The following is a 20,413-nucleotide window of genomic DNA, read 5'->3' as shown; positions in this document are numbered from 1 at the left end:
CCGCTGGCCGGCAACGCCATGAACGCGTCAGACTCCGCGAGGTTGCCGGCCAGCGGCCGGCACTACCGCAGATCACTTGCCCTTGACGTGCTTCATCAAGCGCCGCTTGGCCTTGACCTGCCGCTCGGTGAGGACGTTCTTCTTGCCCTCGTACGGGTTGGTACCCTCGCGGAAGATGAAGCTCACCGGGGTGCCGATCAGCTTGAAGCGCTTGCGGAAGAAGTTCTCCAGGTAGCGCTTGTACGATTCCTGCAGCTCCTTCAGGCGCGTGCCGTGCACGATGAAGGTCGGCGGGTTTGCGCCGGCCGGGTGCACGTAACGCAGCTTGGAGACATGGCCGCGGATGGTCGGCGGCGGGTTGGTCTCGTAAGCCACTTCCAGCGCCTTGTTCACTTCGCTGGTGGTGAAGGTCTTGTTGGCCGACTCATGCGCGCGGTGCACCGCGCGGAACAGCTCGCGCAGGCCCGAGCCATGCTTGGCCGAGATGCGCACCGATTCGGCCCACGGCACGAAGCCCAGCTTCAGCGACAGCAGGGTCTCGGCCTGCTCGCGCTGGTACTCGGTCAGGCCATCCCACTTGTTGATGGCAATGACCAGCGCGCGGCCGGCATCGAGTACGGCACCGAGCACGGTGGCGTCCTGGTCGGTCACGCCTTCGGTGGCATCCAGCATCAGCACGGCCACCTGGCACTGCTCGATCGACTGCATGGTCTTGACCACCGAGAACTTCTCGACGACCTCGTCCACGCGCGAGCGGCGGCGCAGGCCGGCGGTATCGATCAGGCGGTACTCGCGGCCGTCACGCTCCAGGTCCACCGCGATCGAGTCGCGGGTGGTGCCCGGCACGTCGGAAGCGATCATGCGCTCCTCGCCGAGGATGCGGTTGACCAGGGTCGACTTGCCCACGTTCGGGCGGCCGACGAAGGCGATGCGGATGCGGTTCGGATCGTTGTCCAGCTCTTCGCCGCTGCCTTCTTCGGGCAGGCGCTGGATCACTTCGTCCAGCAGGTCGTCCAGGCCCTGGCGGTGCGCGGCCGACACGGTCAGCATCTCGCCGAAGCCGTAACGGGCGAACTCCGACCGCACGCTGTCCTCGTCGGTGCCGTCGATCTTGTTGATCAGCAGCAGCGTCGGGCGCGACAGCTTGCGCAGCCAGGCCAGGATCTCGTCGTCCATCGCCGACGTACCCTCACGGGCGTCGACCACGAACAGGATCAGGTCCGCTTCCGCCGCAGCGGCGCGAGCCTGGCGGGTGGTGGCACCGGCCAGGCCCTCTTCCTCTTCCGCGATACCGCCGGTGTCGACGACGAGGAAATGATTGTCCTCGTCCAGACGGCAGACACCGTAGTTGCGGTCGCGGGTGACGCCGGGCTGGTCATGGACCAGGGCGTCACGGGTGCGCGTCAGCGCATTGAAAATAGTCGACTTGCCGACATTCGGCCGTCCAACCAGGGCGACCAAAGGCAGCATCGCGATTACTCCAATTTAATTTGCCAACCGGAAGGCGGTCAGCTTGCCATCAACGTTCTGCACCAGCAGCACCCCGTCTACCACGACCGGCTGGGCAAGCAGGGCGTCACCACCACTTTTTGCCCGTGCCGCCATCGCACCATCGGAGGTCTTCAACCAGTGCACGTATCCCTTGTAGTCACCCACGACCACGTAGTCACCCTGCAGCGCCGGGCCGGTCAGCGAACGACGCGCCAGCTCGGTCTGCGACCACATCGCGGCGCCCGTTGCCTTGTCCAGACCGAACACGCCACCCTTGTTGTCGGTGACGAACACATTGCCCGACGACACCGCCACGCCACCGGCACCGCCATGATCGCGCGCCCACAGCGGGCGACCGGTCGGGCCTTCGATGGCCATGGTCTGGTTCTTGAAGCTGCTCACGAAGAGGGTGTTGCCCTCCAGCACCGGAGCGCCGTCAACGTCAGCCATGCGGTCCAGCTCGGTACGGCCTTCGCCGTTGCCAAGGTTCTGTTCCCACAGGGTACGCCCATCCTGCATCGCCATCGCGGCGACCGCACCTTCATCCTTGCCGATGAACAGCACGCCCGGACCGGTGACCACCGGCGCATTGCCGCGCACGGTCAGCGCCGGCAGTTCGCTCGGGTTGAACCACTTCTGGGTGCCGTTGCCGGCATCGAAGGCGGTCACGCGGCCGTCGTTGCTGCGCACGAACACCAGGCCCTGGGCCACGGCCGGCGCGGCGATGACCTCACCCGGAACACGGGCGCGCCACTTCTCGCTGCCGTCGTTGATGTCCAGGGCAATGACCTGGCCGTCAAGCGTGCCGATCACGACCAGGTTCTCGCCGACACCCGGGCCGCCGGACAGGCGCAGCTTCGGCTTCTTCTTTTCCTTGGTCGGCTCCCAGGTCCAGACCTTCTTGCCGGTCTGCAGGTCGATGGCATGCACGCCACCGGTGATCGCCGCAGCGAACACATGGCCGTTGGCCACCGCCGGACCCTGGCGCACGCCGATGCGGCGCTCGCCCTTGCCGAGATTGACCGACCAGGCCTTGTTGACCTTCACGCTCGGCTCGAACTTGACCAGTTCAGCCGGCTCCAGGGCCTTCTTCGCTGCCGCGTCCTTGCCGGCGAACCAGCCCTTCACGGTGCTGCAGCCGGTCAGGGCCATGCCCATCAGGAGCACGGTGGCGACGCGGGTGATCATGACCTTCTGACTCATCAAACCGACTCCGCAGGGGCGGCGACCGTGCCGCCGGCATCCATAACCTTGGTTTCCAGCAGGCGCCGCTGCGGCGCTGCCACGTCCAGCGACTTCAGCGCCTTCTCGTACTGTTCACGGGCGCCATCGCGTTTGCCCTGCGCCAGCAGCGCATCGCCATGGATTTCCAGGCTGCTGCTGTCGGTGGCGCTGCCCAGCAGCTTGATCGCCTCGTCACTCTTGCCGGTGGCCACCAGCAGGCGGGCCACACGCTGGTCGACCACGTGCTGCAGGTCGCCTTCGACCTTCACGCCGCGCAGGGTGGCCAGCGCTTCTTCGTTCTTGCCGGCGTCGACCTGGGCCTTGGCCAGCTGCAGCGCCGCGAGGTCGCCGTAGATGCTGGACGGGCCGGCTTCAAGCGCCTTCACGGCCTTGGCGGCGTCGTCGAGCTTGTTCTGCTGAAGGCCGACCAGCGCCTTCTGGTACTCGACATTGGCCGAGGCCAGCTTGCCGCCCTGATCCTTCTGGTACCACTGCCAGCCGGCAATGGCACCGATGGCGATGACCACGCCACCGAGGATGCTGGCGCCATTCTTCCGCAGCCAGCTGCGGACGCGTTCACTTTGTTCGTGCTCGTCGAGCAGATCGTCGATCGCCATGCGTACTCTCGCCCCGCCCATCGGGAGGGACCATTGGGATTAATCGAAGGTGGTGAAACCGCGCCTCAGTGCGAAACCGGGACTACGGAGCCTTCAGAGGATACCTGAAAGCGTGCCACGTTGGCTCGCTGGTAGGGGGTCAGATCGACGATAGCGCCGTTCTGCTGAACCTGGACCGCCGAAGCGTTGCCCAGGGTCACCCGGCTCACCTGGCCCGGGGTGAAGCTGCGGCTCTCGCCGGACTTGATCAGCGCCTTCTCGACGGTGGCGCCGTCCGGGCCACCAATATCGACCCAGCTGTCGCCGCTGAACTGCATCTCCAGCGTGTTGCCGGCAGCGGCGGCGGCCGGGGCCGGACGCGGCACGGGCGCCAGCGAGGCCACATAGGGGGTGGCCGCCGGCTTGCTGGCCGGGGCGGTACTGGCGACTTCAGCCGATGCCGCCGGCTCGACGCCAGCGGCGGACGGGGTCACCGGCACGGCGGCCGGGATCGCGTCCAGCGAGGCGGTGCTGGGCGCCGGCGCTGTATTGTCGAAATGGCCGCGGGTGGCGAACCACACCGGCACGGCCAACACGGCGGTGATGCCGACATACAGCACGCGCCGGCCGAGATTCTCGGCAATACGGCGCGCACGCGGGGTATGGGTATGGCTGACCAGGGTGGGCGGAACCACCGGGCCGACCTGGGCCTGCTCCAGCAGCTGGCTCACGTCCACGTTGAGCAGGCGCGCATAACTGCGCAGCTGGCCGCGCACGAACACCGGCGCGCCGAGCTTCTGCCATTGTTCTTCTTCCAGCGACTTGACCACTTGGACCGGCATGCGCAGGCGCGAGCCGACATCTTCGAGGGTCAGTCCGGCCGCCTCGCGGGCCTGGCGCAGGCGGGTGCCGCAGCCGGCCGCAGTCTCGAGAGCGCTCACAGTCTGGTCATCAATCACAATGCATCAACCCTGGAGTTAGGAGCCCGCGTCCTGCGGAAATTCCTGTCGAATCCGCTGCAGATAGCGATCAGATGCTGCCCGATCGCCCAGCCGCGCTTCGATTTGAGACGCAAGTTGTAACACGGAACGCGTTGCGGGTGCAGCCGCAATCCTACGTTCGGCGAAGGCCCGGGCCTCCATGTAGCGGCCCTGGCGGAAGCTCAGCTGGGCCATCGCCTCCAGTGCAACCGGGTTGGCAGGCAGTGCCGCCAGCGCGGCGCGCAGGTCGCGTTCGGCACGCTCAAGCTGGCCGGCATCCAGCGCGCAGCTGCCGGCATTGGCCTGTGCCTCGGCTGCCGCGGCATTGCCGGGCGCCTGCCGCGCACGGTCGAACCAGGCCAGCGATTCGGCCGACCGGCCCTGCTGGCAGAGCCAGGCACCGTAGTTGTTGAGCACGTCGCCACGCTCGGGCGCCAGTTCGGCGGCCTTGCGGAAGTTCTCGCCCGCCTGCGCGGTGCGGCCACGACGCTCGTCGATACCCGCCAGCAACACCAGGCCATCGGGAGCGGTCGGCACCAGCTTCTGCGCTTCGCGCGCCTTGCGCTCGGCGGCATCCAGCTTGCCCGACTGGATATCGCGGCCCGCGAGGGTCAGCAACTCCTGCCAGCGCACCTTCTGCCGTACCCCTTCGGGATCACGGACGGAGTAGACCGGTGCCTCGCTGGGACCCAGCTTGGCCTTCGGATGGGATTTACAGCCGCCGACCGCGAGGGCCAGCGTGCCTGCGAGCAGCACCAGCCAGAGGCGGTCAGGCCGCGGCATCGCTCCCCTTCCCCGCCTGCAGCGTCTTGTTGAACTCGGCCTGGCGGCGGGTGCGGTCCATCACCTGGCCCTTGAGCTGGCCACAGGCGGCGTCGATGTCGTCGCCACGGGTACGGCGGACCATCGTCAGCACGTTGCTGTCGAGCAGGATCTTCTGGAAGGCGCGGATGTGCGCTTCTTCCGAACGCTCGTAGCGGGTGCCCGGGAACGGGTTGAACGGAATCAGGTTGACCTTGCCCGAATCCTTGGCCTGCACCGCGTTGTCGAACTGGCGCATCAGGCGGGCCAGCTCGCGGGCATGCTCGGGCTTGTCGTTGATGCCCTTCATCAGGGTGTATTCGAAGGTGACCGATTCGCGGCGCTTGTTGGCGCGCAGGTAACGTGCGCACGAGGCCATCAGCTCGGCGATCGGGTACTTCTTGTTGAGCGGCACCAGCGTCTCGCGCAGCGCGTCGTTCGGCGCATGCAGCGACACCGCCAGCGACACGTCGCTCTCCGTGGACAGGCGGTCGATCTGCGGCACCAGGCCGGAGGTCGACAGGGTCACGCGCTTGTTGGCCAGGCCGTAGCCCAGGTCGTCGCGCATCACGCTCATGGCACGCACGACGTTGTCGAAATTCATCAGCGGCTCGCCCATGCCCATCATCACCACGTTGGTGAGGCGGCGCATCTGGTGCGGCACGTTGCCCAGGTGGCGTGCGGCAACCCACACCTGGCCGATGATCTCGGCGGTGGTCAGGTTGCGGTTGAAGCCCTGGGTGGCGGTGGAGCAGAACGTGCAGTTCAGGCCGCAACCGACCTGCGAGGACACACACAGCGTGCCGCGGGTCTTGTCCGGGATGTACACGGTCTCGATGGCGTTCTTGCCATCCACGCCCATCGCCAGCAGCCACTTGTGGGTGCCGTCGGCGGAGGGCTTGTCGAACACGATGTTCGGAACCAGCACCTCGGCATGGGTCTGCAGCTTGGCGCGCAGGACCTTGCCGAGGTCGGTCATTTCATCGAAGTCGGTGACGTAGCGATGGTGGATCCACTTCATCACCTGATGGGCACGGAACTTCTTTTCGCCCAGTACATCGACGAAAAACTTCTCCAGGCCCGCGCGATCGAGGTCGAGCAGGTTCTGCTTGCCAGCCGTGGGTGCCGACTTCGGCAGCGGCTGGATGGCGGGGGACTGTACGACCTCGTTCACGGCATTACTCTCAGCGCGAAACGACTTCGGTGGCGGCGAAGAAGTAGGCGATTTCAATCGCGGCATTCTCGACCGAGTCCGAGCCGTGGGCGGCGTTGGCATCGATGGATTCGGCGAAGTCGGCGCGGATGGTGCCCGCAGCGGCTTCCTTCGGGTTGGTGGCGCCCAGCAGGTCGCGGTGGGCCAGGACGGCGTTCTCGCCTTCCAGGGCCTGGATCATCACCGGGCCGGAGATCATGAACTCGACCAGCGCGTTGAAGAACGGACGCTCGCGGTGCACGGCGTAGAAGCCTTCGGCTTCACGGCGCGACAGCTGCTTGTACTTGGCGGCCACGACCTTCAAGCCGGCCTTCTCGAAGCGGGCGTAGATTTCGCCGATGACGTTCTTGGCAACGGCGTCCGGCTTGATGATCGAAAGGGTGCGCTCCAGCGCCATGGGATGTCTCCAATGGAATCGGGCCGCTGATGGCCCGAAGGGTAACATGAAAAAAACCCGCGTCGGGACGCGGGCTTAGCCTGATAAACGTAGGCGAATTGTAAAAGATCCCGTTCAGTAGTGCCAGCCCATGGCTGGCAGGCAGGGTGCGGCATCCCGCACGCCGGATCCCGCCCATTCAGGATCAAGCGTTGCCAGCCATGGGCTGGCACTACTGAACCCCTTGTAACCGGGTGACGAAATTTTGCTGCACTGCAAAATGCCATACGCTACCGTCTGGTTCTAGTATCAAACAATCGTTTGATTAAGGTCCGCCCGCCGATGGCCAAGCCCGCCCACTTCTCGACCAAGGACCGGATTCTCGGTGCCGCCGAGGAGCTGTTTGCCCAGCACGGTTTCGCCGGCACCTCGCTGCGCCAGGTGACCAGTCAGGCCGACGTCAACATCGCCGCGGTCAACTACCACTTCGGTTCCAAGGAAAACCTGGTCAACGAGGTGTTCCGCCGCCGCATGGACGAAATGACCGGTGCCCGCCTGGCGCAGCTGGAGCGCGCCCGCGCAGAACACCCCGGCCAGCTGCGCCCGGTGCTGGCCGCCTTCGTCGAGCCGGCGCTGGCGCTGGCCCAGGACCGCCAGAACGGCGGCGCCTTCGTACGCGTGATCGCCCGCGCCTACGCCGAGAAGAACGACAACCTGCGCAAGTTCCTGTCAGACCACTACGGCCATGTGCTGCGCGCGTTCGGCAAGGCCATCGCCGAATGCGTGCCGGACCTGAGCAAGGAAGAGCTGTACTGGCGCCTGGACTTCCTGGCCGGCTCGCTCACCTATGCCATGGCCGACTTCGGGCTGATCAAGCGTCCCGCCGGTGTCACCGAAGCGGCGCATCGTGCCCATGCGGCCCACGAACTCATCCATTTCGCCGAAGCCGGGTTCCGCGCTGCTGCACGCGGCAGCGCCCTGCCCGTCTCCCCGTGATTCCACCGGGTGTGACCCACCCAGTAACTGCTGACCAACAAAGGCCCTACACCATGTCCAATTCCCTGCTAGTCCGCCGCGCCGCCGTGCTGGGTGCCGGCGTCATGGGTGCCCAGATCGCCGCCCACCTCACCAACGCTGGCGTCGACACCGTGCTGTTCGACCTGCCCGCCAAGGAAGGTCCGGCCGATGGCATCGTGCTGAAGGCGATCGCCAACCTGGGCAAGCTGAGCCCGGCGCCGCTGGCCAGCAAGTCGCTGGCCGAAGCCATCACCCCGGCCAACTACGAGTCCGGCCTGGAGCAGCTGAAGGACTGCGACCTGATCATCGAGGCCATCGCCGAGCGCATGGACTGGAAGCAGGACCTGTACAAGAAGATCGCCCCGTTCGTGGCCGACCATGCGGTGCTGGCTTCAAACACCTCGGGCCTGGGCATCAACAAGCTGGCCGACGTGCTGCCCGAGCAGCTGCGCCACCGCTTCTGCGGCGTGCACTTCTTCAACCCGCCGCGCTACATGCACCTGGCCGAGCTGATCCCGGCCACCACCACCGACGCCGCCGTGCTGGAAGGCCTGGAAGAATTCCTGGTCACCACCCTGGGCAAGGGCGTGGTCTACGCCAAGGACACCCCGAACTTCATCGGCAACCGCATCGGCGTGTTCTCGATCCTGTCCACCATCCACCACACCCAGCAGTTCGGCCTGGGCTTCGATGAAGTGGACGGCCTGACCGGCCCGCTGGTCGGCCGCCCGAAGTCGGCTACCTACCGCACCTCCGACGTGGTCGGCCTGGACACCATGGCCCACGTCATCAAGACCATGGGCGACACCCTGCCGAACGACCCGTGGCATGAATTCTTCAAGTCGCCGAAGTGGCTGGACGCGCTGATCGCCAAGGGCGCGCTGGGCCAGAAGACCGGCGCCGGCATCTTCCGCAAGGTCGGCAAGGACATCGTGGTGCTGGACCTGGAGAAGCAGGACTACCGCCCGGCTGACCGCGCCGCTGCACCGGAAGTGGTCGAGATCCTGAAGATCAGGAACCCGGCCGAGAAGTTCGCCAAGCTGCGCGAGAGCCAGCACCCGCAGGCGCAGTTCCTGTGGGCGACCTTCCGCGACCTGTTCCACTACAGCGCCTACCACCTGGCCGACATCGCCGAGACCGCGCGCGACGTCGATCTGGCCATCCGCTGGGGCTACGGCTGGTCGCTGGGCCCGTTCGAAACCTGGCAGGCCGCTGGCTGGAAGCAGGTCGCGCAGTGGATCGCCGATGACATCGTCGCCGGCAAGAGCATGAGCAACGCCCCGCTGCCGGACTGGGTGTTCGATGGCCGCGATGGCGTGCACGCCGCCGAGGGCAGCTACAGCCCGTCGCGCAACGCCAAGCTGCCGCGTTCGTCGCTGCCGGTGTACCAGCGCCAGCGCTTCCCCGATCCGCTGCTGGGCGAGACGTTCGCGCCGGGCGAGACCGTGTTCGAGAACGACGGCCTGCGCATGTGGCATGACGGCGACGGCATCGCCGTGGTCAGCTTCAAGACCAAGATGAACACCGTGTCCGACCAGGTGCTGGACGGCCTGCAGGAATGCGTCAGCCGCGCCGAGAAGGACTTCCAGGGCCTGGTGATCTGGCAGCAGAAGGAACCCTTCTCCGCCGGTGCCGACCTGGCCGGTGCCCTCGGCCTGCTGCAGGCCGGCAAGGTCGACCAGTTCGAAGAGATGGTCGCCAACTTCCAGCGCACCAGCCAGCGCATCAAGTACTCGCTGGTACCGGTGGTGGCGGCCGTGCGCGGCCTGGCCCTGGGTGGCGGCTGCGAGTTCCAGATGCACAGCGCCAAGACCGTGGCCTTCCTGGAAAGCTACATCGGCCTGGTCGAAGCCGGCGTCGGCCTGCTGCCGGCCGGTGGCGGCCTGAAGGAACTGGCCGTGCGCGCCTCGCAGGCCGCCGGCCCGGGCGGTGACGTGTTCGCCGAACTGAAGAAGACCTTCGAGACCGTGGCGATGGCCAAGGTCTCCAACTCGGCGGTCAACGCCAAGGAACTGGGCCTGCTGCGCAGCACCGACAAGGTGGTGTTCAACAGCTACGAAGCGCTGTACATCGCCAAGGCCGAAGCACGCGCCCTGGCCGAAGCGGGCTACCGTCCGCCGCTGCCGGCACGCCGCATCCAGGTGGCCGGTGACGTGGGCATCGCCACCTTCAAGATGATGCTGGTCAACATGCTGGAAGGCCGTTTCATCAGCCCGTACGACTACGAGATCGCCGAGCGCATCGCCACCGTGCTGTGCGGCGGCAAGGTCGACCGCGGCACCCTGGTCGACGAAGAGTGGCTGCTGACCCTGGAGCGCAAGCATTTCGTTGAACTGGCCCAGCAGGAAAAGACCCAGGCCCGCATCGCGCACATGCTGAAGACCGGCAAGCCGCTGCGGAACTGACGGAAGACATCGGTAGCGCCGGCCGCTGGCCGGCAACCTCTTCCAACCCCTATTCAAGAGATCACTGCAATGACCAAGCAAATCCAGGACGCCTACATCGTCGCCGCCACCCGTACCCCGGTGGGCAAGGCGCCCAAGGGCATGTTCCGCAACACGCGCCCCGACGACATGCTTGCGCACGTGCTGCGCAGCGTCGTCGCACAGGCGCCGGGCGTGGACGTCAACCGCATCGATGACGCGATCATCGGCTGCGCCATGCCGGAAGCCGAGCAGGGCATGAACGTGGCACGCATCGGCGTGCTGCTGGCGGGCCTGCCCAACACCATCGCCGCACAGACCGTGAACCGCTTCTGCTCGTCCGGCCTGCAGGCCGTGGCGCAGGCCGCCGACGCGATCCGCCTGGGCAACGCCGACCTGATGCTGGCCGGCGGCACCGAGTCGATGTCGATGGTGCCGATGATGGGCAACAAGATCGCGATGGCACCGAGCGTGTTCGACAACGATCACGTGGCCATCGCCTACGGCATGGGCATCACCGCCGAGAAGGTCGCCGAGGAATGGAAGGTCTCGCGCGAAGACCAGGATGCGTTCGCCCTCGCCTCGCACCAGAAGGCCATGGCCGCGATCCAGAACGGTGACTTCAAGGACGAGATCAGCCCGTACGAGATCGTCTCGCACCTGCCGGACCTGGCCGATGGCCAGCGCATCATCACCCGCAACAAGATCGCCGACACCGACGAAGGCCCGCGCCCGGATTCCTCGGCCGAAGGCCTGGCCAAGCTGCGCCCGGTGTTCCGCAACGGCCAGTTCGGCGGCACCGTCACTGCCGGCAACTCCTCGCAGATGAGCGACGGCGCCGGTGCGGTGCTGCTGGCCTCGGAACAGGCGATCAAGGATTACGGCCTGACTCCGCTGGCGCGCTTCGTCAGCTTCTCGGTGGCCGGCGTGCGCCCGGAAGTGATGGGCATCGGCCCGATCGCTGCCATTCCGAAGGCACTGAAGCAGGCCGGCCTGACCCAGGACCAGCTGGACTGGATCGAGCTCAATGAAGCCTTCGCCGCGCAGTCGCTGGCGGTGATCCGTGACTGCGGCCTGGACCCGAGCAAGGTCAACCCGCTGGGCGGCGCGATCGCCCTGGGCCACCCGCTGGGCGCGACCGGCGCGATCCGCACCGCCACCCTGCTGCACGGCCTGCGTCGTCGCCAGCAGAAGTACGGCATGGTGACCATGTGCATCGGCACCGGCATGGGCGCGGCGGGTATTTTCGAGGCGCTGTAAGATTCAAGGCATTGCCGGCGGGCGTGTCGGTTTGCTGAAGGGCCCGGGTGGGTGAGGCTGCCAACCCGGCCCTTCCAGCCTCCCTGCGGCGAAGGATTGAGCAAGAGCAGTAGATCCACGCCATGCGTGGATGCACTGGAAACAAAAAAGGCAGCCATCGGCTGCCTTTTTTGTTTCTGCTCCGCTCTTGATTCCGCCCTTCCCGTCCGCGCAACACGGAAACTGTCGAGAGGGGGCGGATGGCCCTCTCCAAAACCGTTGGCGCCATGGATGGCGCCATCGAGCACCATGGAAGGGCTTTGGCGTGTTTTGGAGAGGGCCATCCGCCCCCTCCACCACGTATCAATCAACGCGCTGCACGGAGCGCTTGATAAAACCCTTATTCCGCCAGCATCGCCGCCAGCTTCTCCCGTGCCGGGCCCGCCAGCTTCGGGTTGTCCAGCGCGAAGCGGATCGTCGCTTCCACCAGCCCCAGATGCGTGCCGCAGTCGAAACGAGTGCCCTCGAAACGATAGGCATCCACCTCTTCGATCTTCAGCAGCTGCGCGATCGCATCGGTCAACTGGATCTCGCCACCCGCACCGCTGCCGGTCTGCTCGAGCAGTTCGAAAATCTTCGGGCTCAGCACGTAGCGACCCACCACGGCCAGGTCGCTCGGCGCGTCCTCCGGCTTCGGCTTCTCCACGATCTGCGAGATACGGCCCTTGCGGCCATCAAACGCCTCGGTGGCCACGATGCCGTAGCTGGCGGTCTTGTCGTGCGGCACATCCTCCACCGCGATCACGCTGGCGCCGCTGGCCTCGTTGAGGTCGGCCATCTGCTTCAGCGCGCCATCCCCACGGTTCCAGATCAGGTCGTCCGGCAGCAGCACCGCGAACGGCTCATCGCCGATCACAGCCTTGGCACACAGCACCGCATGCCCCAGGCCCAGCGCTTCGGCCTGGGTCACGAAGATCGCACGCACGCCATTGGGCAGCACGTGGCGGATGAGCTCCAGCTGTTCCTGCTTGCCGGCACGCTCGAGCTTCTGTTCCAGCTCGTAGGCCTTGTCGAAATAGTCGGCAACCGCATGCTTGTAGCGATTGGTGATGAACACCAGCGTGTCACAGCCCGCTTCGATCGCTTCATCCACTGCGTACTGGATCAGCGGCCGGTCAATGATCGGCAGCATCTCCTTCGGCACGGTTTTGGTTGCTGGCAGAAAACGTGTCCCCAGGCCAGCTACCGGGAAAACCGCTTTGCGAATTCGCTTGCTCATTGGTGCCTGTTGGCCTCGCGTGCCGGAAAGGGCACGACTTTAGCGGATGGAATGTAAGCATCCTGTTCGATTGGAGAGAACTCCGGCATCGTTGCGAACAGGACTTCCTTGATGGTGTCGGTGTCGTAGCTGCAGACCGCATCGCGCAGGCGCGGCACGTTGGCCAGCACCAGATCCCGCGAGAACATGCGCACACCGGCCTCGAGGATCTTCGGGTGCGCGGTGGAGCGGTAGTCCTCGTCCGAATAGAACAGCGTCTCATGCAGCTTTTCACCGGGACGCAGGCCGGTATAGATGATCGGAATATCCTTGTAGGGCTGCTTGCCCGCCAGCCGGATCATCTGCTCGGCCAGCAGGCGGATCGGCACCGGCTCGCCCATGTCCAGCGTGTAGATCGCGCCATGCGAGGCCGAGGCGGCCGCCTGCAGGATCAGCTGGCAGGCCTCGGGAATGGTCATGAAGTAGCGGCTGACTTCCGGGTCGGTCACCGTCACCGGGCCGCCGCGCAGGATCTGCTCGCGGAACAGCGGCACCACGCTGCCGGCCGAGGCCAGCACATTGCCGAAGCGCACGGTGACGAACCGGGTGTGCGTGGACTTCTGGTCCAGGCTCTGGCAGATCATCTCGGCATAGCGCTTGCTCGCACCCAAGGCATTGACCGGGTCGACCGCCTTGTCGGTAGAGATGAACACGAAATGCTCGACGCGGGCCTCGAGGCAGGCACGGGCCACGTTCTCGGTCGCCAGGATGTTGTTGCGCACGGCCTCGCGCAGCTGGCGCTCCAGCACCGGCACATGCTTGTAGGCCGCGGCATGGAAGGCGGTATCGACCGGATGCAGCGACAGCGCGTGGCGGATCACCGCCGGGTCACCGCAATCGCCGAGCACCGCTTCGATCTCCACGTCCGGGAAGCTGCGGCGCAATTCGCCCTCGATGGTGAGCAGCAGCAGCTCGCTGATCTCCAGCAGGATGATGCGGCCGGCACCATGGCGCGCGCACTGCCGGCACAGCTCCGAACCAATCGAACCGCCGGCACCGGTGACCATCACCGTGCGCCCGCCCAGCCAGCCACGGATGAGATTCCAGTCCGGTGTGATCGGCTTGCGGCCGAGCAGATCTTCGATCGCCACTTCCTTCAACTGGCCCGGCAGCGACTGGCCCTGCAGGATGTCGCTGAGCTTGGGCACGGTGCGGAACGGCACGCCGGTGCTTTCGCAGATGGCCACCACCCGCTGCATGCCCGCTGCGTCCAGTGACGGCATCGCGATCACCAGCAGCTTGGCCGCGGTCTCGCGAACCACTGCCGGTGCATCGTCCAGGTTGCCAAGGATCGGCAGGCCCTGCAGCTTGGCTCCGCGCAGGTGGGGCGCATCATCGAGCAGGCCGACCGGCTCGAAATTGCCGGAGCGGCGCAGGTCGCGGACCAGGGTCTCGGCGGCCTGCCCGGCGCCGAGGATCAGCACCCGCCGCGCACTCGAATCCGACTGCAGGGCCTGGTAGTCCTTCCACGAGCGGTACAGCAGTCGCGGCGCGCCCAGCAGGGCCGACAGCGCGAACGGGTAGATCACCAGCACCGACATCGGCACGCCATCGAAGCGCTTCCACATCAGCACCAGTACGATGCCGACCAGGCCGATGAAGCTGGCCTTGAAGATGTTCAGCAGGTCGCTGACGCTGGCGAAACGCCAGAGCCCGCGGTACAGGCCGACGCGCCAGAACACCAGGCCCTGCAGCAGCAGCACCAGGGTGGTGTCGACGTTCCAGAGCGGCAACGCGGGCGCATTGGGCAGGATCGAGTAGCGCCCCGCATGGAGCAGCTGCCAGCATGCCCAGACCATGAACAGGTCGTGGCAGACGATGGCCGAACGCGGCATCAGGCCGAGAATTCTGTCCCGCCAGGGTGAAGCCATAAGTCAGGTAGTTCCTTGTCGGTGACGCAATCCATTGCGCAGGAGGAGCCAAAGGGCGCTCAGCGCTACGAACCACGCGATCGCCACGGCAGCCTCCCACCTCGGCTGCAAATTGGTGCAGACATTAAGCACTGTAATACTGAACAGGCCCAAAGCGAAATACATCCCTGTCACCTGCGCGTGGCTGGCTCCTGCCTGCACCGCCCGCTGGTAGACGTGCTGGGTATGGGGTTCCATCCAGCGTTGTCCGGAAATGATGCGCGCCGCCAGTGTGAAGCCCGCGTCCACGAGGAACGCCGACGCCGGCAGCAGCAGCAGGATCCAGTTGATATCGGTGCGCACCGCGGCGATGGCCAGGACGACGGCGACTGCATAGCCGAGCGCGCCACTTCCGACATCACCCATGAAGATCCGCGCCCGCGGGAAGTTGAATGGCAGGAAACCCAGGCAGGCCAGGCCAAGCGCCACCGCCGCCAGCGAGTACGGCCACGGCAGCACCGGCGCCAGCCCCAGCGCGACCACGATGGCCTGGCTGGCGGCAATGCCGTTGATGCCATCCATGAAGTTCCAGATGTTGATCAGGGAGGCGGTGAAGATCAGCACCAGCGCCGCCAGCCACCAGCTGCCACCATGCAGCTTGACCAGCGCGGCCAGCAATGCGGCGGCGATGAAGTGCACCAGCAGGCGGCGCAGCGCCGGCAGCGGGCGGTGGTCGTCCCACCAGCCGATGCCGGCCACCAGCACCAGGCCGAGGCTGGCGACCATCAGGCTGAGCGCAGCCTCGGGCCAGGCCCACATGGCCACGCCCGCGCTGACCAGCAGGCTGATGACGATGGCAATGCCACCGCCGCGAGGCGTGGCCACGCTATGGCTGCGGCGCTCGCCCGGCTGGTCCATCAATTGCCGGCGCAGGGCATAGCCCAGTGCCGCCCAGGTGAGCGCCGCACTCAGCAGGGCCAACCCCAGCAGCGCCCCCATCACGAGCCACGGCATGGATCAGAGCACCGCGTAGTTCAGCAGCGGCTTGACCGTGCCCCATTCCTTGCAGCTCGGGCACTGCCAGTGGTGCGTGCGCGCGCCGAAGCCGCAGCGCGTGCAGCGGTAGGCCGGATTGCGCACCAGCAGCTGGTCGGTGATGTGCTTGAGGTCATGCAGGGTCGCAGTCGAATCAGCGCCTTCGGCCAGGGTCAGGTCGATCAGCGCGGACTCGCCACGCACCGACGGGCGGTCCTTGAGCTGGCGGCCAAGGTAGGCACGGGCCGGGGCCACACCCTCCTGCTCTTCCATCAGGCGGGTCAGGGCCAGCACCGGCGCGATACCGCGGTAGTGCTCGGTCATTTCCGACAGGAAGGCCCGCGCACCGCCGAGGTCCCCCACCTTGCGGTAGTTCGCCATCAGCGCCGGCAGCAGTTCGGGCAGGTATTCCGGATCGTTGCGCGCAGCACGCTCGAAGGCGCGCACGGCGGCTTCGGCATTGCCGGCATCGGTTTCCAGGCGCCCCTCGATGATGCCCGCACGCACCGACATCGCATCGGCCTGGTAGGCACGGGCGATCGCCGCCCTCGCCTCCTCCAGCTTGCCAGCGCCACGGAAGCGCTCGGCCAGTTCGCATTCGAACTGCCCGATCAGCTTGCCCATCGGCTCGCCGGTGACGTCCTCGAAGCGGGTGGCGTTGTCGATCGCCTTTTCCCAGTCACGCTCGGCCTGGTAGATGCCGATCAGGTGCTTGAGGGCCTGCGGGGCGCGCTGGTCCAGCTGCGCCAGTTCGGTGAACACGGTCTCGGCGCGATCGAGCAGGCCGGACTTCATGTAGTCCTCGCCCAGCGCCAGCAACGCCTGCACGCGCTGCGCGTCACTCAGGTCGTTACGGTTGACCAGGCCCTGGTGCAGGCGGATGGCGCGGTCGACTTCACCACGACGGCGGAACAGGTGGCCCAGCGCGACCTGGGTCTCGAAGGTTTCCTTGTCCAGCTCGGCAATATGCAGGAACAGCTCGATGGCCTTGTCCGGCTGCTCGTTCAGCAGATAGTTCAGGCCGCGGAAATAGGTACTGGACAGGCGGCTGACCTGGTTGTCACCGTGGCGCTGCCCGCCACGCCGGCCAATCACCCACCCAGCCAATGCTGCCAGCGGTACGAACAGAAAAAACCACAGCCACTCGGTGACGAAATCCATCTTCGATCAACGTCCATCAAAAGATTGGGAGGAAACACCCGCGGCCGGCGTGGCGGCGGCGGACTTGTTGGCACGGCGCAGCTGGCTGTAGAGCGGAATGACCACGCTCACCAGCACCAGGCCGGCACCGACGATGACACCGATCAGCAGGGCCGCAATCAGCGCCACACCGACGGAGGTATTCAATTGGGTAAACAGCAGGTTGATCGACATCGCGGTCATGTTGACCGCACCAATGATCAGCCCAAGGATCAGAACCGCCAGCAGGACCAGCAGACGAAAAACCTTCATGCGACAGCTCCATTGGCAGGAGTCCGTAGCTTATCCGACTCGCGGCTGGATTCGCACGCGGTGGCGCGACGGCAGGCTCAGGCCGGATCGGCGTCCAGCGGCAGCACACTGCTGACCCGCTCGCGCAGTTCCTTGCCCGGCTTGAAATGGGGGACATGCTTGCCCGGCAGGGCGACCGATTCGCCGGTCTTCGGGTTGCGACCCAGGCGCGGCGGACGATAGTGCAGCGAGAAGCTGCCGAAACCACGGATTTCGATGCGATCTCCGGCGGACAGCGAACCGCCCATCATTTCCAGCAACGACTTCACCGCCAGATCGACATCATCGGCCTTCAGGTGCGCCTGGCGGCGCGCGAGGATTTCGATCAGTTCGGATTTGGTCATTACCGGCTCACATCAGGGGCATCTCAGCCTGAAACGGCCCGGGCAATGCCCGGGCCGTCCAGGAAACAACGAACAACGGGGTCCGATTACTCGGACTTGCCACCGTTCAGCTGTGCACGCAGCAGCGCGCCCAGCTGGGTGGTGCCGCTCGATGCCGAAGAGGACTGGTATTCCTCCAGCACTTCGCGCATTTCCGCGTCGTCCTTGGCCTTGATCGACAGCTGCAGGGTACGGCCCTTGCGGTCCATGCCCACGAACTTGGCTTCGACCTTGTCGCCGACCTTCAGGTGCTGGGTGGCGTCGTCAACGCGCTCGTTGGCGATGTCGCGTGCCGAAACGTAACCCTCGATGCCGTCAGCCAGCTCGATGATCGCGCCCTTGGCGTCGACTTCCTTCACCACGCCTTCAACCTTGGAGCCCTTCGGATTGGCCGCCATGTACTGGCCGAACGGATCCTGCTCCAGCTGCTTGACGCCCAGGGAGATGCGCTCGCGCTCCGGATCGACGGCCAGGACCACTGCGTCCAGGGTGTCGCCCTTCTTGAAGTTGCGAACGATGTCTTCGCCGGTGGTGGCCCAGCTGATGTCGGACAGGTGAACCAGGCCGTCGATGCCGCCGTCCAGGCCGATGAAGATGCCGAAGTCGGTGATCGACTTGATCTGGCCCGACACCTTGTCACCCTTCTTGTGGGTGGCAGCGAAGGTTTCCCACGGATTGGCGGCAACCTGCTTCATGCCCAGCGAGATACGGCGACGCTCTTCATCGACGTCCAGCACCATCACTTCGACTTCATCACCAACCTGCACAACCTTGGACGGGTTGACGTTCTTGTTGGTCCAATCCATCTCGGAGACGTGCACCAGGCCTTCGACGCCCGGCTCGATCTCAACGAACGCGCCGTAATCGGTGACGTTGGAGACCTTGCCGAAGACGCGGCTGTTGGCCGGGTAACGACGGCCGATGTTGTCCCACGGATCCTCGCCCAGCTGCTTCAGGCCCAGCGAAACGCGGTTGCGCTCGCGGTCGAACTTCAGCACGCGGACGTCCAGCTCGTCGCCGACGTTCACGACTTCCGACGGGTGACGCACGCGCTTCCACGCCATGTCGGTGATGTGCAGCAGGCCGTCGATACCGCCCAGGTCCACGAACGCGCCGTAATCGGTCAGGTTCTTGACGACACCCTTCAGGATCGCGCCTTCCTGCAGCTTGTCCATCAGCTGCTCGCGCTCTTCCGAGTGCTCGCTTTCGACGACAGCGCGGCGCGAGACCACGACGTTGTTACGCTTGCGGTCCAGCTTGATGAGCTTGAACTCGAGTTCCTTGCCTTCCAAGTAGGCCGGATCGCGCACCGGGCGCACATCGACCAGGGAACCCGGCAGGAAGGCGCGGACATCCTTGATGTCCACGGTGAAACCACCCTTGACCTTGCCGCTGATGCGGCCGGTGATGGTTTCGTTCTTTTCCAACGCTTCTTCCAGCTCGTCCCACACCATCGCGCGCTTGGCCTTCTCGCGCGACAGGACGGTTTCGCCGAAGCCGTTCTCGATCGAGTCGAGGGCGACCTTGACGATGTCGCCTTCGGCGACGTCGATTTCGCCAGCGTCGTTACGGAACTGTTCGATCGGCACGATGCCTTCGGACTTCAGGCCAGCGTTGATCACCACGACGTCGCCGCGGACTTCAACAACGGTACCGCTGACGATGGCGCCCGGCTTCAGCTTGGCCAGGTTGGCCTGGCTGGCTTCAAACAGTTCGGCAAATGATTCGGTCATTAGATTTACTCTGTTGGACACATGGGTCGGTGGCGTCCCCTTCAGGGGAATGGCGACCGCCCGCCTGTTGGTCGACCCCGGAAACGCAGGTCGTGTGTAGTAGGAAAACCGCCACGCATCATTGCGCGACGGAGCTTGTACAGCACTGCATTGCGCGACTACCGCCGATACTGCTGGCAGTGCTCCCGCGCGAACGGATCAGGCAGCCGGAACCGGAAGCAGATCCATCACTCGGGCAACGACATCATCGATGCCGATGCCTGTGGTGTCGATGAGGACAGCATCGTCTGCCGGCTTCAGGGGCGCCACGGTACGCTGAGCATCACGGGCGTCGCGGGCCATGATCTCGCGCAGGAGGTCATCAAAGTTAACAGAAACCCCCTTGTCTTTCAACTGCTTATGCCGGCGCTCGGCGCGCTCCTCGGCACTGGCGGTCAGGAACACCTTGTAGGGGGCGTCCTTGAAGATCACGGTGCCCATGTCGCGGCCGTCGGCGACCAGGCCCGGCAGCTCCCTGAATGCGCGCTGGCGCTCCTTCAGGGCGGCCCGGACCTCGGGAATGGCGGCAATGGCCGAGGCCAGCGCGCCCGTGGTTTCCAGGCGCAGCTCGTCGGTGGCATCGGTGCCGTTGACCATGACCCGCATGGCCTCGCCCTGCTCCACGAACTGAACGTGGGTGTCGAAGGTGCAGCGGACCAGCGCCGAGGCGTCGGACGTATCGATGTCAGCCCAGCTCGCGGCCACGCCCACCGCCCGGTACAGCGCCCCCGAATCCAGGTAATGCCAGCCCATCCGGCGCGCGATGATGCGGCTGATGGTACCCTTGCCGGCCCCGGATGGGCCGTCGATGGTCAGGACGGGAGCGAGTGGATTCATGGGGGTCCCAGAGCGTGTGAAGAGGCCATTCTAGCCCCTGCCAGACGCCCCCAGCGGGATCTTTTGTGCAACCACTTGAAACCACGAGGAAAAGCCCGGTAGAATGGCGGGCTTGAACGAGCGTCAACTGCCGATTGTCTTTCGCATATCGCGGCCACGCTCCACCCGAACAACTACTGTTTACGCCGAGGTATGCCATGAAAGTCCTGTCCTCCCTGAAGTCGGCGAAGGCCCGTCACCGTGACTGCAAGGTCGTGCGTCGTCGTGGCAAGATCTTCGTCATCTGCAAGTCGAACCCGCGTTTCAAGGCGCGTCAGCGCTAAGCCTCACCAGCCCTCGCGGCTGAGGCTGGCCCTACGCGGGGCCG

19 protein-coding genes are annotated in these 20,413 nt (G+C 65.6%); 4 read left to right on the top strand and 15 right to left on the bottom strand.

What is annotated here, in order from left to right; genetic code table 11:
- Positions 1 to 72: 72 nt before the first annotated feature.
- The 7 genes from der to ndk all read right to left on the bottom strand — a co-directional run bounded on the left by der (position 73) and on the right by ndk (position 6,702).
- On the bottom strand, positions 73 to 1,470 hold the full coding sequence (gene der, locus ACMZPQ_RS15915; RefSeq protein WP_008264979.1) for a ribosome biogenesis GTPase Der: 1,398 nt from the start codon (positions 1,468 to 1,470) through the stop codon (positions 73 to 75).
- A 15-nt stretch (positions 1,471 to 1,485) separates the two neighbouring features.
- Complete coding sequence (gene bamB / locus ACMZPQ_RS15910; protein WP_197582109.1) at positions 1,486 to 2,694, bottom strand: outer membrane protein assembly factor BamB; 1,209 nt, start codon at positions 2,692 to 2,694, stop codon at positions 1,486 to 1,488.
- Positions 2,694 to 3,332 carry a YfgM family protein gene (locus ACMZPQ_RS15905; RefSeq protein WP_312647710.1) on the bottom strand — a complete coding sequence of 213 codons (639 nt, stop codon included), beginning with the start codon at positions 3,330 to 3,332 and terminating at the stop codon, positions 2,694 to 2,696. The genes bamB and ACMZPQ_RS15905 overlap by 1 nt, the downstream gene beginning before the upstream one ends.
- Before the next feature lie 65 nt (positions 3,333 to 3,397).
- Positions 3,398 to 4,270, bottom strand: a complete 873-nt coding sequence (locus tag ACMZPQ_RS15900) for a RodZ domain-containing protein (RefSeq protein WP_197582107.1) — start codon at positions 4,268 to 4,270, stop codon at positions 3,398 to 3,400.
- A gap of 18 nt (positions 4,271 to 4,288) precedes the next feature.
- Positions 4,289 to 5,074, bottom strand: coding sequence for a tetratricopeptide repeat protein (locus ACMZPQ_RS15895; RefSeq protein ID WP_197582106.1), 786 nt, complete (start codon positions 5,072 to 5,074; stop codon positions 4,289 to 4,291).
- Positions 5,061 to 6,266 (bottom strand): dual-specificity RNA methyltransferase RlmN, encoded by a 1,206-nt coding sequence (gene rlmN / locus ACMZPQ_RS15890; RefSeq protein ID WP_197582105.1) that lies wholly within the window; start codon positions 6,264 to 6,266, stop codon positions 5,061 to 5,063. Before rlmN ends, ACMZPQ_RS15895 begins: the two co-directional genes overlap by 14 nt.
- Before the next feature lie 10 nt (positions 6,267 to 6,276).
- On the bottom strand, positions 6,277 to 6,702 hold the full coding sequence (ndk, locus tag ACMZPQ_RS15885) for a nucleoside-diphosphate kinase (RefSeq protein WP_008265389.1): 426 nt from the start codon (positions 6,700 to 6,702) through the stop codon (positions 6,277 to 6,279).
- Positions 6,703 to 7,023: 321 nt separating this feature from the next.
- On the opposite strand from ndk, the gene ACMZPQ_RS15880 reads away from it, so the two are divergent.
- From ACMZPQ_RS15880 to ACMZPQ_RS15870, 3 genes are all read left to right on the top strand, one after another.
- Positions 7,024 to 7,677: a TetR family transcriptional regulator gene (locus ACMZPQ_RS15880; protein ID WP_197582104.1), complete on the top strand. Its 654-nt coding sequence runs from the start codon at positions 7,024 to 7,026 to the stop codon at positions 7,675 to 7,677.
- Positions 7,678 to 7,730: 53 nt separating this feature from the next.
- Positions 7,731 to 10,103 (top strand): 3-hydroxyacyl-CoA dehydrogenase NAD-binding domain-containing protein, encoded by a 2,373-nt coding sequence (locus tag ACMZPQ_RS15875; RefSeq protein ID WP_197582103.1) that lies wholly within the window; start codon positions 7,731 to 7,733, stop codon positions 10,101 to 10,103.
- A 69-nt stretch (positions 10,104 to 10,172) separates the two neighbouring features.
- On the top strand, positions 10,173 to 11,381 hold the full coding sequence (locus ACMZPQ_RS15870) for an acetyl-CoA C-acyltransferase (RefSeq protein WP_057500646.1): 1,209 nt from the start codon (positions 10,173 to 10,175) through the stop codon (positions 11,379 to 11,381).
- Positions 11,382 to 11,760: 379 nt separating this feature from the next.
- Here the strand turns inward: ACMZPQ_RS15870 and galU are convergent, their stop codons facing one another.
- From galU to cmk, 8 genes are all read right to left on the bottom strand, one after another.
- Complete coding sequence (galU, locus tag ACMZPQ_RS15865; RefSeq protein ID WP_197582102.1) at positions 11,761 to 12,639, bottom strand: UTP--glucose-1-phosphate uridylyltransferase GalU; 879 nt, start codon at positions 12,637 to 12,639, stop codon at positions 11,761 to 11,763.
- Entirely contained in the window at positions 12,636 to 14,549 is a 1,914-nt protein-coding gene (locus ACMZPQ_RS15860; protein WP_197582101.1) for a polysaccharide biosynthesis protein, read from the bottom strand. Before ACMZPQ_RS15860 ends, galU begins: the two co-directional genes overlap by 4 nt.
- 3 nt (positions 14,550 to 14,552) lie before the next feature.
- Positions 14,553 to 15,542 carry an MraY family glycosyltransferase gene (locus ACMZPQ_RS15855; RefSeq protein WP_197582100.1) on the bottom strand — a complete coding sequence of 330 codons (990 nt, stop codon included), beginning with the start codon at positions 15,540 to 15,542 and terminating at the stop codon, positions 14,553 to 14,555.
- 3 nt (positions 15,543 to 15,545) lie between these two features.
- Positions 15,546 to 16,724 carry a lipopolysaccharide assembly protein LapB gene (gene lapB / locus ACMZPQ_RS15850; protein ID WP_197582099.1) on the bottom strand — a complete coding sequence of 393 codons (1,179 nt, stop codon included), beginning with the start codon at positions 16,722 to 16,724 and terminating at the stop codon, positions 15,546 to 15,548.
- 6 nt (positions 16,725 to 16,730) lie between these two features.
- A complete protein-coding gene (locus ACMZPQ_RS15845) occupies positions 16,731 to 17,015 on the bottom strand; it encodes a LapA family protein (protein WP_197582098.1) in 285 nt (94 codons plus the stop codon).
- A gap of 77 nt (positions 17,016 to 17,092) precedes the next feature.
- On the bottom strand, positions 17,093 to 17,398 hold the full coding sequence (locus ACMZPQ_RS15840) for an integration host factor subunit beta (protein ID WP_005409286.1): 306 nt from the start codon (positions 17,396 to 17,398) through the stop codon (positions 17,093 to 17,095).
- Between the two features lie 86 nt (positions 17,399 to 17,484).
- Positions 17,485 to 19,170 carry a 30S ribosomal protein S1 gene (rpsA, locus tag ACMZPQ_RS15835; protein WP_197582097.1) on the bottom strand — a complete coding sequence of 562 codons (1,686 nt, stop codon included), beginning with the start codon at positions 19,168 to 19,170 and terminating at the stop codon, positions 17,485 to 17,487.
- A 198-nt stretch (positions 19,171 to 19,368) separates the two neighbouring features.
- Complete coding sequence (cmk, locus tag ACMZPQ_RS15830; RefSeq protein WP_049447856.1) at positions 19,369 to 20,046, bottom strand: (d)CMP kinase; 678 nt, start codon at positions 20,044 to 20,046, stop codon at positions 19,369 to 19,371.
- Positions 20,047 to 20,243: 197 nt separating this feature from the next.
- On the opposite strand from cmk, the gene ykgO reads away from it, so the two are divergent.
- Positions 20,244 to 20,369 carry a type B 50S ribosomal protein L36 gene (gene ykgO, locus ACMZPQ_RS15825; protein WP_005409283.1) on the top strand — a complete coding sequence of 42 codons (126 nt, stop codon included), beginning with the start codon at positions 20,244 to 20,246 and terminating at the stop codon, positions 20,367 to 20,369.
- The last annotated feature ends 44 nt before the right edge of the window (positions 20,370 to 20,413 follow it).

It is taken from the genome of Stenotrophomonas maltophilia (assembly GCF_047497515.2).
Classification (GTDB): Bacteria; Pseudomonadota; Gammaproteobacteria; order Xanthomonadales; family Xanthomonadaceae; genus Stenotrophomonas.
This window is presented reverse-complemented; position numbering and strand designations above follow the sequence as displayed.